Here is a 14813-nt window from a genome sequence, read left to right on the forward strand (position 1 = left end):
AGATGATCCCCTTTTTCCAACTAATTGTATTGTACATAGTTTGTATAACTTTTGCATTGAATTATACAAATACCACAAGAAATTAGCAAGTTATTTCCTATAAACGATCCATTAATACCGGAAATCCCTGATAATCCAACCATATTGTATAGTTTATGTACAATTTCAGTCATTCCGTGTTTCCAGCCATATAAACAGTGCATTCAAAAAATAAATAGGGTTATCCCTTCAAGCCGGTTGTTCAGACGCTTGAAGGAATAACCCTGTTATATGCATAATTTCGGAACAATAAGCGAACATCATTCCGTACTATTTCGAAATATCCACGAAGCCTTCTCCAAACACATCCCTTACATCGTGGATGGTAATAAACGCTTCTTTGTCTATCGATCTTACAATTTTCTTAAGCATACTTACTTCCTGTTTGCTAATGACGATATAGAGCAGCTCTTTGGGCGAGTTTGAATAGTAACCCCGTCCATAGATGACGGTGACGCCTCTGTCCATGATCACATTGACTTGCTCCGCTATTTTATTCTGCTCCTTGGATACAATCGTAATCGCCTTCTTAGGGTTGACCCCTTCAATAATGAAATCCATCACTTTGGTTGCGATATAGAGCATAACAATGGTGAACATTAAGCCTTGAATCCCAATAATGAACGATGACGCGAAAACAACAACCAAATCAATTAACAAGAGCGCATAGCTGACATTCCAGTCTAAGTATTTATGCATGATTTTGGCCATAATAGTTGACCCTGCTGTTGTCCCGCCAACTCTTATAATCAAGCCTATTCCCACTCCGCCAAATACACCGCCGAATATTGCGTTAATGATTAAATCATCCGATACAATATGCCAGTTTTCCGTAAGGTGCAAAAACAGTGAATTAAACAATACCGCAATAATCGTATAAACCGTCGTCGTCTTATCCAAAAATTTATAGCCCACGATTAATAATAGGGAGTTGAGGATCAAGCTTAAAAGCCCGGGAGACCAATGGTATAGGTAATAGAAAATAATAGTTACCCCTGTTACCCCGCCTTCGCCGAACTCACTGGGAATAATGAACAGATTGACGGCTAAGGAGAAGAATATGGATCCGATCATAATGACAATAATATCTAGAATGCGTTTTTTCATAGCTTGTCCCTTCTTGGTGAGCTGCACAGTCGCTTTTTTTTAAGTTACTATTCAGCGTATCATCTCTAATAAGAAATGAAAAGGTACCAAATTCAGGCTTCCCTTTCCCTGAAACACCATTGATATTGTGGAAATAAATGCAAGCACCTTTTTGATCTCCAAATAATACGATGGAATATGCAGCATGACATTAGCCTAGAAAGGTGTGACAGTTATGACTGGAATCATCAAACACTTCTATGCAAACGGCAATACAGCCCTTGGTTTTACCAGCCTATTCGATTCGTCTTTGCAAGAAGTGGAGCGCCTTTATATTTTGAAAGATGGACCCATTGCCGTGAGATCCCAGTTGATTCAAGCTGTCGCGGACGATATGGCCGGTGACGGCTATGATATTTGGTTAATCCACTGCCCCTCCGATAATGATGCGCTCGATGGATTAATTGTTCCTGCAATAAAGCTCGGGATCATCGATGGAACAGGGCCACGTTTCACTGTGCCTCAATTGCCGGGAGCAACCCTGCAATACGTTAATGTGGGTGAAGCCTCCTATTCCGACAATTTAAGCGCGCATAAGCAGGAAATTGATCGCTTAACTATTCAAATCGCGGAAGCGTATGAGCGTGCTTACGCCAGTTTCGCTAAAGCACTGCGCATTCATGACGATTGGGAAGCACTCTATATCGACAACATGAATTTTAAAGCAGCCGATGAATTGACTATGTCCTATATCCATACACTCTATGGCGATAGTAGGCTGCAGAAGCCAAGCCGGGTTGACCGCCGGTTTCTAGGTGCTGCGACGCCGCTCGGTGCAGTTGATTTCGTTCCGAATCTGACAGACGGCTTGAAAAGGTATTTCGTAAAAGGCCGCGCTGGTTCCGGTAAATCGACTATGCTCAAAAAAATAGCTTCAGCTGCAATCGAACGAGGTCTCGATGTCGAAATTTATCATTGCGGCTTCGATCCAAACAGCTTGGATATGGTCATCGTAAGAGAGCTTGGCTTCGCTATATTTGACAGTACGGCGCCGCATGAATATTTCCCTGATCGCTCCGATGATGAGATCGTGGATATGTACATTTCTTGTATCAAGCCCGGAACCGATGAATTGTATTCGGATAGCATCGCCGACATCAAAGCCCGCTACGCTGCACAAATGAAGCAATCGATCGAGCACCTTGCATTTGCCAAGTCACTGCAGGATGAACGGGAGAAAATCTATGCTCAGTCTACTGATCTCCGGCAGCTGGAGCAAATCAAAGAAGGCATTAAGCAGACAATTGCAAGAAATTTTGCCTAAGCATCATAACGATTCCGATATGCAGAAAGCCTGCAGCACTTCACCAAATTGGCGAAGGCTGCAGGCTTTCTTATAGGGCTGAAGCTTGTATTCATTATTCCACTTTGTTAAGAACACCACTGACTAGCCCAGCATCAACTGCTGCAGCTACATAAGGTATAGCCCAAGCCCGAATCTACCGCTTGTGGTTTTGTAAAGTTCGTGCCCTACAAGGAGTGCGAAAGCAACCATTTGAGTATAATAATGGACAATATATGAGAATGAAAATTTGATTTATGATGATAAGGAGCCCTTATGTTGATCGATCATGCTTTTACGATTAATAAACGACCCCTCCCTTGGACAAAAGCGATTAGTGCCGGTATATGCTCCGGGATACCCGTCCTCGTTGGACTACTAGCAGGAAAATTCGAATACGGATTAATGGCTGGCATCGGCAGCTTCACTTACCTTTATGTATTCAATATCCCTTATGCCCAGAGAGCAAAGAAGCTTTTCTTCGCTCTTCTTGGCATGTCCATATCCGTTGGTCTAGGAACGTTGCTCGCCCCCTTCCCAATTGCTTCAGCACTGGTAGTGGGCTTGATTGGAGCAATCGCTACATTTATTTTTGGAGCTTTGCGAATTGCAGGGCCAGCAGCGATATTTTTTGTGTTAGGTTTTGCGATGGCTACTGGAATGGCTATTGATCCCTCGCTAGCTCCCTTTCGTGCTGGGCTCGTTTCTTTAGGCGGAGGATTGGCTTGGGTAATTGGAATGGTTGGCTGGCTCCGCAATCCCTATGGACCAGAAATTATCGCGATAAAAAAAACGTATCAAGATCTTGCTCACTATATAGACTCAGTGGGGACGAATAGATCCGATGAGACTAAGCGGAGACTTGTATCCACGTTCAAATCAACCGAAGATACGCTTTCAGCAGGGTATGCAGCCTGGAGAAGTTCAGAACCCTATATACAGCTAATTTTATTGTATGAACGTGCGAATGAGATTTTTGTAGGTGTTTTGGATAAGAACGAGATGGTTCCGCCACAGCTGTTAACAGCTATACGTAATATTGCAGTGGAGGAGCTTATTAAGGAACCGCTAGGAGAGATTGATCATGAAATCAATATCTCAAAACCTTCTCTGAAGCGTATTTTTAATGATTCTTTTAATAGGAGCTCCCTTGTTTTGCTTACAGCTATACGATACGGAGTAGTCCTCTCTATTGCTGCTATTGTCGCTTATTCCTTTGACTTTAACCGATCCTATTGGATTACCTTATCCTGTGCGGCAGTCATGTCGGGATCGTCCATCATTTCCACATTCCATCGTGCGATTCAGCGTTCATTAGGAACAGTCGTCGGAATATTGATCGCAACGATTATTCTTTTCCTTCATCCTGAGGGGATTGTTATTGTAATAGCTATCGTCATATTAACCTTCCTCACAGAGCTGGCCATCGTTCTGAATTATGCGATTGCCGTATTATTTATTACGCCTAATGCCTTGCTCCTTGCCGAAAGCACAACTCCGTTACAACATGCTGCTTACTTCACTACTGCAAGAATAACAGATGTGGTTATAGGTTCTGTTATTGGTCTCATTGGAACATTATTGATAGGTCGGAGACAGGCTTCAGGTTTGCTTTCCGATCTCATGGTTCAAACCATTCGAAGCCAGCAGCAATATCTTTTTTTGTTGTTTTCGAAGCATAGAACCGGATTGGATTTCAAACCGTTTCTGGAACGAAACGCGATGAAGACCCATTCAAACAATTTAAGGCTTGTATACACAACGGCACTTGGAGAAATGCCAAGCCGAAAAATAGCACTAGAAAGCTTTAATCCAGCTATAGACTCTATCGAGCATTTAGGATATTTACTGGAAGCCTGCCAGAAATACGCTGATCGCCCTACTCTGTCAGATGAAAGCCTTGCCCAGCTGCTGCTTGTCTTCGAAACGATGGCAGCAGCAATTGAGCATCGTTATCCGCTATCCATGAAACACGTCCCCGAAATCCAAGCTTTTTCAAAAATTCAACAAGAGATCATCCATCTTCAAAAACATATTCAAATGATTACTGCGCAAAGCGAATCAATCCCGTAAAGCATGTAATTCAAACTAAAAGGGCACCCCACGGGATGCCCTCTCAGCTCTGATCATGCCGATCATCGTTTCGGTTTGGAACAAAATACAGGTAGAATCAGCGAGAGTGCGAGCGCACCAACCATCAACAGTTCTCCTGCTATATTCAAGGTCATCATGACGTACTTATTCACAAAGCGGTTTAGAATCCTTCCATACGACATGCTTACCATAATTCTCGCCCCAGTCATACATCGATCGCAATACCGGCATCAGACTTTGTCCATACTCGGTAAGAGAATACTCCACTTTAGGCGGAACCTCCGGATATACCTTCCTCAAGAGCAATTGATCCTCTTCCAGCTCACGAAGCTGATTGGTTAGCATTTTTTGCGTAATATTGGGGATCAGTTTTTTTAGCTCGCCAAACCGTTTTGTTCCTTCTAAACCCAGATGCCACAAAATAATCAGCTTCCACTTTCCTCCTATGACTGCTAGGGTTAATTCCTTATGACAATTAATTTCCTTAAGATTAATTCGTTCTTTCACCTGATTTGCCATTATGATCTCCCCTTTCCCGCAGTATACCATAGCTGCCTTATGAACCGAACAAATAGAAAAACCGTCCTCACCAAGTGGTGAGAACGATTTGAAATTTTACCAGAGCGAAATAGCCTACTCCAGATTGGCGTGGTTTCCGTACATCCCAACCGTATCTAAGCCCTGTTTCTCCATCATCAAAAGAATAACAGCATCATAAAAAATCAATAACGTCTGTTCGAATAAAGAGGCCATCGGCTGAATGGTTGCATAGCTGCCATTCGCTCTATCCTTCGGTGATCCCGGTAATTTGACTGTGTGGTCCGCCAGCATACCAATCGAAGATTCTGGAGCAATCGTAACTGCAATAAGCGATGCTTCTATGCTTTTCGCTTTCTCAGCCATAGTAATTAAGCTCTTCGTTTCTCCAGAGCCTGAGCCGATGATGAGAACATCCCCCTTGGCGATACCAGGAGTGACCGTTTCTCCAACTACATAAGCCGCAATCCCCATTTGCATAAGGCGCATGGCGAAGGCACGTCCCACTAAGCCCGATCTTCCGGCTCCCGCAAGGAAGACCTTACGGGACGCTAGAATCATATCCGCCATTTTCTTAGTCTCTTCTTCTGAGATTAAGGATACAGAGCGCTGCAGTTCCTTCACAATTTCAGCTGTATATTTCGTCGTTTCCATCGGATACTAGGCCTGACTAACCAGTTTCTTCATTTCCGCTGCCGTTGCCTTCTTATCCTCTTGGCTTGTGATGCCTCCGCCTACAATAACAAGATCCGGTTCAGCTTTGATAACCTCTGGCAGCGTGCTCAGCTTAATGCCGCCCGCAATAGCTGTTTTGGCATGCTTCACTACGCGTTTAATTGCCAACAACTCTTCAAATGAGTTCTTTCCAGCCGCTTGGTGGTCGTAACCGGAGTGTACGCAAATATAGTCTACGCCAAGAGCGTCAATCTCTTTCGCTCTTCCTTCAATATCTTTCACATTGATCATGTCCACCATAATTTTCTTGTTATGCTTCTTAGCTTCATCCACGGCACCCTTAATGGTCGAATCATCAGATACCCCCAGAACGGTAATAATATCTGCTCCTGATTCGGAAGCCTTCATAACCTCATATCCGCCAGCATCCATGATTTTCAAATCAGCGAGTACGCGCAAATTCGGGAAGGCAGCCTTGATTTCCTTAACAGCCTTAAGCCCTTCATTAATAACAACCGGTGTTCCTATTTCAACGATATCTATATAATCCGCTACTTCTGCCACTACCCGCTTAGCTTCAGGAATATCGACAAGATCGAGTGCTAATTGAAGTTCCATGTGGTTATCGCTCCCTTATCCATCATTATTTTTGATACAAGCTTATTGTAAATGCTTGATTTCCTTTTCGGAAGTAGGCACAATATTGTGCTGTAGTTACCTAGAGGATACTAATGTGATAGATAAGGGTTATTTCAATCGCTACTATTCGTACGTCCGGGCAATAATCTCATCCATAAAACATTGGAGCGTGCTCGTTACATACGAATCTTTCCGGCGTATGAAGATTGTCGTGATCTCACGATAAGGTTCAGGAACGCTATGGCCAAACACGGTGCCGCTCGCTACCAACTGGGCGATGGAAGACTCCGGAAGAATCGTAATTCCTATTCCCGCAGCTACGCTTCCTATAATTGTCCCGAACGTTCCAAACTCCATGATCTGCTTAGGGATAATTCCCTCCACTTTCATCCAGCTTTCCAATCTCCCGCGGTAGCCGCAGCCTTTATTGTACAGCAAGAGAGGTTTTGTTGTGATATCCTCCATCGAGAAGGCATTTCCTTTGGTAACGAGCACAAGCTTTTCTTGAATAACTTCCACCTGTTCAATTAAGGGATGCCTGATGGGTCCTGTAACGAATGCTCCATCCAGCTTCATATCAATGACCTCTTGCAGCAATTGATCGGTGACTCCGGCTTTTAATGAAATTTCAACATTCGGATACTTGCTATGATACGAGGATAAAATAAAGGGAAGAGCAACCACCGTTTCTACGATACCGATCTCAAGGACGCCGGAAGGGTGGGATTTATTCTGAAAGCTGCTCTTCATTTCCTCCATCTTCGACAAAATTTCTCTCGAATGCTCCAGCAACCGTTTGCCTTCCGTGTTTAGGACCATTCCTCGCTTGTGCCGGTAAAATAATGGAGTCTGAAGCTCTTTCTCCAGCAGCTTAATTCTGGCAGTCACGTTAGATTGAACATAGTTCAGCTCCAGCGCTGCTTTGCTGACACTTCCGTGAGTGGCAACAGACTGAAAAATTTTCAAATCCTTAAATTCCAACTTGTCCTCTCCTCTGCTCTCCGATCTGTATATGTTCATCTCCATACTATCATTATAAATGATATTAAACTTTATTTTTAATCATTTTACTACAGCCTTCGAACCACCTATCATTATTTAAAGAAATCATTGTCAGAATCAGGCTGGGGAGAGAAGAGCATACATGTTAAAGAAACAAATCATTATCGGCTCCATATTGTGCCTCATCGCAAGTATGTCCTGGGGAGCGATGTTTCCCGTTGCACATCTTGCATTACAACAAATCGATCCTTTCTATTTCTCGTTTATCCGTTATTTAATCGTAGGAGTTATTCTCAGCGCGCTGCTTTGGATGAAAGAAGGGAGAGCCTCATTTCGCTTAGAAGGAAGGGGCAAAGCCTTATTGTTTTTTGGCACGATGGCCTTTACGGTCTATAATATGTGCGTCTTTCTCGGTCAACAGCTCATGGGCGAATCTGGTACAGTCGCCGCCTCAATCATGGAAGTTCTTATGCCAATGATATCTATTATGGTAATCTGGATAACAAAAAAAACAGCTCCAAAAAAATACATGCTCACGAGTGCAGCTATCGCGCTTGTTGGTGCTTTGCTCGTTATCACGAACGGAAAATTGGCATTTTTCATAATGGCTGGACAGCATCTTCTTCCGCTGCTTCTGATTTTTGCGGGGGTTGTGGGGTGGGTAGTCTATTCCATGGGAGGAAGTCAGTTTAAGGATTGGTCGATCCTTCGTTATTCGACTTTAACCTGCTTGCTGGGAAGTGCTGTTTCCTTCATCATCGTTGCCCTTGCTTCTGCCTTTCACGTGCTTCCCGTTCCGACATGGCAGACCATACTCTCCATTAAATATGAAATGTCGTTTATGGTCTTATTGCCAGGACTGGCTGCCCTGCTAAGCTGGAATTTAGGCATCAAATTATTATCACCGCTTAACGGCATATTGTTTATTAATTTCGTCCCTATTACCACCTTTTTGCTAATGGCTTTGCAAGGCTACCAAATTAGCTATTATGAATTTTTCGGGACGCTGCTCATTATCTTTGCACTCGTACGAAGTAATGTGTACCAGAGGAAAAGTATTCGCCAAAAGGCTGCCAGAACCTATCCCGCAGCACATGAGCCTATGCCTAATATGATTAAGGCTGCCCCTTAAGTGGACAGCCTTAACACATCTTCGTCTTCAAACGAATTGGCTAGCAGATCACCATTGATTTCAATAATCCATTGTCATACTCAATTACTTTACCGAATTGTGTTGGAACATCATCCAGCTTGAACTTATGTGTGACGAAAGCCATAGGATCAATGTCGCCATTAACGATCAAACGCTGCACCTGCTCGCCATCCTCCATCGTAGAATACAGAGATGCCACTACTGTTATATGTTTATGAATAAGATCACTAGAATTAAGCTCAAACCTTGCTCCTTCACCAATAGACACTAATGTGCTCCCAATGGCTAATAGGCTAAAAGCAAGCTTATAGGAATCGGATTTACCCGAGCATTCTATGACGATATCAGCGCCCTGCTGCTTTGTAAATTGCATCAGCTCCGAAGCCAGCGCTTCATTAGGCGAGGATACAAAGGCTGCTCCTTGTCTTTGTGCCGCTTCCAGCCTTGCTGGTATCGGGTCCACTGCCGCTACAATCGCTCCTCGCAGCTTTGCGAGTCTGACCGCCGCCAACCCGATAGGTCCACAACCTATAACAACAACATAGTCTCCACTCTTCATTGAGGTTCGGCTAATTGCTGAATAAGGTGTTCCCCAATTATCGAAAATCAGGCTTCCGACCTCACAGTTTATGGTACTATCCAGCTTCAAGCAGTTTCTTTCCGGAACAGCAATCTTCTCCGAAAACCCAAATCCCATATGCGTAATGCCATTCGGGCAGCGAACGAATTGTCCGGCCAGACAGACTGTGCACGTGCCGCAGCCCTTCACATTATTTACGGCGACTCGATCACCAGGCTGCAAATGTCTAACACCCGCTCCGACGGCAGTGACCTCGCCGGCGACCTCATGTCCTGCCACGTAATCATGAGGTCCATCTACGAACCAAAACCATTTATCAGAACCGCAGATGCCGCAAGCTTTCATATCGATTAATACCTCTTCAGCGGCTAATGTCGGCACTTCACTTGTTACCATTCTGAGATCTTGAGGACCAAATGCCTTGATTTGTTTCATAGATGCCTCCATAAACTAATAATCTTTTTGTATTAGTATAATATGGGATATTCTAACGGTCTATCCTTTTGAAATATCGATAGATTTGATCTAATTTCTCAGCGTGCCTCCCCTTAGCGCTTTCCATTTGGCCAAATTCGAAAAACTTTACTTTTTTGATGCCCACATAACTAAACAAAGCTTTCTTCATCAATACTTTATGCGCATTATGCAACCAGAACAAAGGATAATGTGTCGGACCCTTCATCGTAGAAATACAAACAACCGATTTCCCCTTTAATAATCCTTCAGGCAGAAGTCCTCCATTATCCCTGTAGGCAAAGCCTGATGCAAACATTTGGTCTATAAATCCCATAAGCATCGCCGGAGGCCGTCCCCACCAGATCGGGTATACAAAAACAATTTTATCCGCCCACGTCATTTGTTCTCGATATTTCGCAAGCTGGGGATCTGCGTGCATATCCCTTCTGCGCTTTTGTTCATTAAAAACCAATACCGGGTTAAATTTCTCTTCATATAAATCCACTACTCTTATGTCCGCCGCATTAGGATTCTCACTAATCCCTTGAATGACCTTTTGCAAAAATGCATAATTTAAGCTCTGATGATTAGGATGGGTATAAATAACTAGCGTTTTCATCACGCCACCTCTTTAATTATCATTTGATAACTAAAATCGTAACACGAAGATTTTATGTTGTCAAATGATAATTATCTTATGATAATTGTTTTATGATAATTAATTTGCTATCGTATCACTAAGAGGTGATCTCCATGGACAAGAAAGCATTTTTCCATAAATTTGTGGCCTTTACCACTGCTGTTCATCAGGTTACACATGATATGACACGAGATATTAAATGGGATTCTATCACTCCTGTTCAATACCGTATTCTGGAGTATGTAGCCGTTAGTCAACCTGTTACTCTTAGTGAAATTAGTGAATGTCAGCATATGTCCATGCCAAATACGAGCCGCGAGCTAAAAAAACTATGCGACAAAAATTTATGCGATAAGACTACTGACGCCGAGGATCATCGCAAGCAATTTATTTCACTTTCCAAAGATGGGCAAGCGTTGATGGACGAGGCCTTTAAACGCATAGAGGGACGTTTCCAGCAGCGGATACAAGATGCATCCGAAGAAGAATTAGAAATAATCGACCGTGCTTTGGATGTGCTTCAATCCAAAGTGTTCTACTCCGATGCACCATCGTAATTGCCATAAGAAAGGGCTGTCTCTAAGGTCATTTATGACATTACGAGGCAGCCCTTTTTGTGCAAGCTCAGTTTGTTTTAGGAGAAATTGATCTAACAATCGGCTCTATTTCCAATACAGGTAGAAGGTCTGAGCTCATGCGACGATAGCTGAGCGAAATAGAGCTAGAAACTAGCTCTATTCCACATATTCAGTTTGTTTTTGGAGAAATAGAGCTAGAAGTTAGCTCTATTTCTCATAAAGATGGAAGATTTAAGCTCATACAACGATAGATGAGCGGAATAGAGCTAGAAACTAGCTCTATTCCATATAATTAGCTTATTTTTGGAGAAATAGAGCTAGAAATTAGCTCTATTTCTCCTACGAAGAAGTATGTAGTCTGCCAGAAACAATACCAACCTGCCTTATTCGTTCAACACCCACACCGACATGATATTCGCATTCGCATTCACATTCGCATTCACATTCGCATAAAACACCAACCTGAACAAAAGGGCACCTGCTTAGGTGCCCTTCATCCGCGATTGTTTTGAGTCAAACTCATTGCCACCAATGCTGCATTATTTCGAGCCTTCCGCATGTTTAAGAATGAGGGCAATGTCCTCACTTTGTGCACGATTGGCCGATGTCATGGTAACATTCCCTTTTCTCTTATGTCTTTCCATCGCAGCTAGAGCATCCGGATGGGTGACAGTAAGCACTCGAACTTGTCCGCCTAACAGCTTCTGAACACGCTGCTTTGCTTGATTCAAATAAAGATCCTTTTCCTTCTCCGTACGAACTGACGTGCTTCCGCTAGTATTCTTATTGCTCACGCCGGATTTGCCAGAGTACGGGCTAAGCAATTTGCTTTGCAATGGATCGATCCCCGAGGCGCCTCCCTTTTCTGCCCCCACGACAACCGTATCTCCAAGCATAAGCACTTTCACCCCATGAATGCCTTGAACGTTAAGCACCGCTTCCATATTGCCTGATTCCCCGTCGGCACTTAGACCTGAACTGCCGATTCTGCTATATACCGACATGCCCATACCGCTGTACGTACTGCCATACTGATTCGTAGTTTCATGTTTAGGTCCGTTATAGCTTGGAATGACTGAAATTTTATTGATGTGACTGTGACTCTTATGTGCCGCTGACCGTTGCACTGATTTCGTTTGCATAGACCTATCCGATTGAGCAGTTGAGCAAGCGGAGATTAGAAATACTACGCATACAACTGGAATCGCTGCTTTGAACGTCATTTTTCTCAATTCGAACACCTCACTTGATTCAATTCTTCCGCCTTTATTATTTTCTGGAATGATCATAATTATTTATGGAGGTTTTAGGGAATGCTCTAATTGGCGGCAACTCCCTTGAATGAAATCTGATGAAACAGGTATAAAGGAGGTTAATGATCATGAGTGATTCCAAATTAGATCCAAAAGACCGCAGCGAACAGAAACCGCCCTCAGGTTCGCGCCGTAATTTTATCAAAAACACTGGATATGCAGTAGGCGGTTTAATTGTTGGAGGCGTGGTAGGAAATCTAATTCGCCCGGCTACTAAAGAATTGATACCGTCCAAAACCGAAGACACGGCGGTCGTGAACTACAACCAAGCTCTTATGTACTTTAACCAAGAGCAGTTCATGATAGTCGATGCCGCGACAGAACGAATATTTCCGAAAGACGAGCAGGGACCTGGAGCCCAGGAACTGGGCGTAGCTTATTTCATCGATCACCAACTGGCAAGCGATTGGGGCATGAACGGTCGAGAATATATGCAAGGGCCTTTTTTCACAGGTGAGTCGACACAAGGTTACCAGGGACATTTAAGGAGAAGGGAAATCTTCGATATCGCCTTGCGTGAGATGCAAAATTACAGCAACGCGAAATACCAGAAAAATTTCCCTAAGCTTGCCCCGGAAGAGCAGGACGCTGTATTGACTGCCTTCGAGAAGGACGAGGTAAAGCTCACAACGATCTCAGCAAGCGGGTTCTTCAACATATTGTTCAGCAGCACAATGGAAGGCGTATATGCGGATCCACTCTATGGCGGGAACGATAAAATGGCAGGCTGGAAAATGAAAAACTTCCCGGGCAACCAAATGGCTTATACGGATATTATCGAGAAGGAAGATTTCGTTAAACTGCCGCCAATGAGCTTGCGGGAGCATATGACACAATAATGCAGGATGGGGGATTATGATGGCGAAAAAATTACCTAAAGTTGATGTTGTCATTGTCGGTGTCGGCTGGGCAGGCGGCATTATCGCCTCTGAATTAACGAAGGCCGGCCTTAACTGCGTCGGTCTTGAGCGCGGCAAGGAGCGCAATACCGAGGATTACTATATGGTGCATGACGAACTGCGGTATGCGCGTCGTTATGAGCTGTTTCAGGATCTGTCCAAAGAAACGATCACATTTCGTCCAAGTGAGAAAATTCGTGCGCTGCCCATGCGCTCCTACGGTTCTTTCTTGCTGGGTGACGGGCTTGGCGGTGCAGGCGTCCACTGGAACGGCATGACGTTCCGTTTCTTGCCTTACGATTTCGAGATTAAATCAAAGACGATTGAGCGCTATGGTAAGAACAAAATCCCTGCCGGCATGACCATTCAGGATTGGGGCATTACCTACGACGAGCTAGAGCCTTATTTCGACAAATTCGAGAAAATGGCTGGCATTAGCGGAGAAGCTAATCCTCTCGGAGGCAAACGCTCCAGTGACTATCCAACTCCGCCGATGAAGGCATCGCCAGTAATGAAATTATTTGTCGATGCAACGAAAAAGCTGAACTATCACCCGTATATTATGCCTTCGGCCAATTTGTCGACTGACTACACCAATCCCGATGGAATTGAGCGTGCTGCTTGCCAATACTGCGGCTATTGCGAACGGTTCGGCTGTGAATATGGAGCTAAGGCTGATCCCGTCGTGACAGTCATTCCGGTAGCAAAGAAAACCGGAAAGTTCGAGATTCGAACGCATTCCAATGTCAGACGAGTTCTACATACAGGTAATAAAGCAACCGGCGTCATGTATGTCGATCTTACGACTGGTGAGGAAATTGAACAACCGGCTGATATCGTGGTCCTGACCAGCTATGTGTTCAATAATGTGCGGCTGCTGCTTACGTCCAATATAGGCAAGCCTTATGATCCAGCATCCGGAAAAGGTGTTGTTGGCAAAAACTATGCTTACCAAGTCGAGGCTGCTGCGGGGGTTGGATTTTTTGAGAATAGACAGTTCAACCTCTATTCCGGAGCTGGCTCTATGGCGGTAACCATCGATGATTTCAACGGCGATAATTTCGACCATAAAGATTACAATTTCATTCATGGAGCAAACATTGCCTACTCACAATCGGGCAATCGGCCAATCGCGAACAACACGGTTCCGCCCGATACACCTGGCTGGGGCAAAGCGTTCAAGCAAGCTTCGCTTAAATATTACAACAGCAGCGTAATGGTTTGGGCAGAAGGCTCTTGTATGCCGTACCAGCATCATTTCCTCGATCTGGACACAACCTACAAGGACTCGTTCGGCGATCCTCTCATGCGGATTACATTTGATTTCGAAGAACGAGACAAGCACTTGGTGAAGTTTATGGGTGACAAATGTGGTGAAATCCTCAAGGAGATGGGAGCGGACCAAGTCGTCGTCTACAACGAACAAGGACCGTATGAAATTACCCAATACCAATCCACCCATAACACGGGTGGTGCCATCATGGGAGCAGATCCCGATACTTCAGTGGTGAACTCGTACCTGCAAATGTGGGACGTGGAGAACGTATTCGTAGTTGGCGCATCCGCTTTCGCCCACAACAGCGGATACAATCCAACGGGCACGGTTGGCGCTCTTGCCTACCGAGCTGCTGACGGCATTGTGAAATATAGCAAAAGCGGCGGTATTCTTGTTTAACAAGCAGAATAGCGGAATGTATAAGCAGCGGTCTCAGCAGTGAGACCCGCTGCTTATTCGCGTTATAGGATAGGTTGCCTCGACAATTTTGCTGCCGTCCACATT

14 protein-coding genes are annotated in these 14813 nt (G+C 44.2%); 6 read left to right on the forward strand and 8 right to left on the reverse strand.

Features of this window, described 5'->3' with window-relative positions; genetic code table 11:
- Positions 1-309 precede the first annotated feature (309 nt).
- Positions 310-1146, reverse strand: a complete 837-nt coding sequence (locus tag CEF13_RS27740; protein ID WP_102715944.1) for a YitT family protein — start codon at positions 1144-1146, stop codon at positions 310-312.
- Between the two features lie 214 nt (positions 1147-1360).
- Here CEF13_RS27740 and CEF13_RS27745 point away from each other — a divergent pair, with 214 nt between their 5' ends.
- Both CEF13_RS27745 and CEF13_RS27750 read left to right on the forward strand, forming a co-directional pair.
- The gene (locus CEF13_RS27745; RefSeq protein WP_102715946.1) at positions 1361-2449 is read left to right on the forward strand and encodes a PRK06851 family protein; all 1089 of its coding nucleotides are present in this window, start codon (positions 1361-1363) and stop codon (positions 2447-2449) included.
- Positions 2450-2743: 294 nt separating this feature from the next.
- Complete coding sequence (locus CEF13_RS27750) at positions 2744-4540, forward strand: FUSC family protein (protein WP_102715948.1); 1797 nt, start codon at positions 2744-2746, stop codon at positions 4538-4540.
- 165 nt (positions 4541-4705) lie between these two features.
- On the opposite strand, the gene CEF13_RS27755 is transcribed toward CEF13_RS27750, so the two are convergent.
- The 4 genes from CEF13_RS27755 to CEF13_RS27770 form a co-directional block, all read right to left on the reverse strand.
- Positions 4706-5080, reverse strand: a complete 375-nt coding sequence (locus tag CEF13_RS27755) for a winged helix-turn-helix transcriptional regulator (protein ID WP_102715950.1) — start codon at positions 5078-5080, stop codon at positions 4706-4708.
- A 114-nt stretch (positions 5081-5194) separates the two neighbouring features.
- Complete coding sequence (hxlB, locus tag CEF13_RS27760) at positions 5195-5752, reverse strand: 6-phospho-3-hexuloisomerase (RefSeq protein WP_102715952.1); 558 nt, start codon at positions 5750-5752, stop codon at positions 5195-5197.
- Positions 5753-5758: 6 nt separating this feature from the next.
- A complete protein-coding gene (hxlA, locus tag CEF13_RS27765) occupies positions 5759-6391 on the reverse strand; it encodes a 3-hexulose-6-phosphate synthase (RefSeq protein WP_102715955.1) in 633 nt (210 codons plus the stop codon).
- 144 nt (positions 6392-6535) lie between these two features.
- Positions 6536-7393, reverse strand: a complete 858-nt coding sequence (locus CEF13_RS27770; RefSeq protein ID WP_102715957.1) for a LysR family transcriptional regulator — start codon at positions 7391-7393, stop codon at positions 6536-6538.
- Between the two features lie 163 nt (positions 7394-7556).
- Here CEF13_RS27770 and CEF13_RS27775 point away from each other — a divergent pair, with 163 nt between their 5' ends.
- Positions 7557-8546, forward strand: coding sequence for a DMT family transporter (locus CEF13_RS27775; protein ID WP_102715959.1), 990 nt, complete (start codon positions 7557-7559; stop codon positions 8544-8546).
- A 40-nt stretch (positions 8547-8586) separates the two neighbouring features.
- Here the strand turns inward: CEF13_RS27775 and CEF13_RS27780 are convergent, their stop codons facing one another.
- Together CEF13_RS27780 and CEF13_RS27785 are read right to left on the reverse strand one after the other, a co-directional pair.
- Positions 8587-9582, reverse strand: coding sequence for a zinc-dependent alcohol dehydrogenase (locus CEF13_RS27780; protein WP_166742927.1), 996 nt, complete (start codon positions 9580-9582; stop codon positions 8587-8589).
- 52 nt (positions 9583-9634) lie between these two features.
- Entirely contained in the window at positions 9635-10222 is a 588-nt protein-coding gene (locus CEF13_RS27785; protein WP_102715963.1) for an NAD(P)H-dependent oxidoreductase, read from the reverse strand.
- A gap of 134 nt (positions 10223-10356) precedes the next feature.
- Between CEF13_RS27785 and CEF13_RS27790 the strand changes: the two genes are divergently transcribed.
- The gene (locus CEF13_RS27790; RefSeq protein WP_102715965.1) at positions 10357-10800 is read left to right on the forward strand and encodes a MarR family winged helix-turn-helix transcriptional regulator; all 444 of its coding nucleotides are present in this window, start codon (positions 10357-10359) and stop codon (positions 10798-10800) included.
- Positions 10801-11360: 560 nt separating this feature from the next.
- Here the strand turns inward: CEF13_RS27790 and CEF13_RS27795 are convergent.
- On the reverse strand, positions 11361-12053 hold the full coding sequence (locus CEF13_RS27795) for a hypothetical protein (protein ID WP_146022766.1): 693 nt from the start codon (positions 12051-12053) through the stop codon (positions 11361-11363).
- Between the two features lie 149 nt (positions 12054-12202).
- Here CEF13_RS27795 and CEF13_RS27800 point away from each other — a divergent pair, with 149 nt between their 5' ends.
- Together CEF13_RS27800 and CEF13_RS27805 are read left to right on the forward strand one after the other, a co-directional pair.
- Positions 12203-12973, forward strand: coding sequence for a gluconate 2-dehydrogenase subunit 3 family protein (locus CEF13_RS27800; protein ID WP_102715970.1), 771 nt, complete (start codon positions 12203-12205; stop codon positions 12971-12973).
- Positions 12974-12992: 19 nt separating this feature from the next.
- Positions 12993-14708, forward strand: a complete 1716-nt coding sequence (locus tag CEF13_RS27805; RefSeq protein WP_102716596.1) for a GMC family oxidoreductase — start codon at positions 12993-12995, stop codon at positions 14706-14708.
- The last annotated feature ends 105 nt before the right edge of the window (positions 14709-14813 follow it).

This window comes from Paenibacillus castaneae (assembly GCF_002884445.1).
Lineage (GTDB): Bacteria > Bacillota > Bacilli > Paenibacillales > Paenibacillaceae > Pristimantibacillus > Pristimantibacillus castaneae.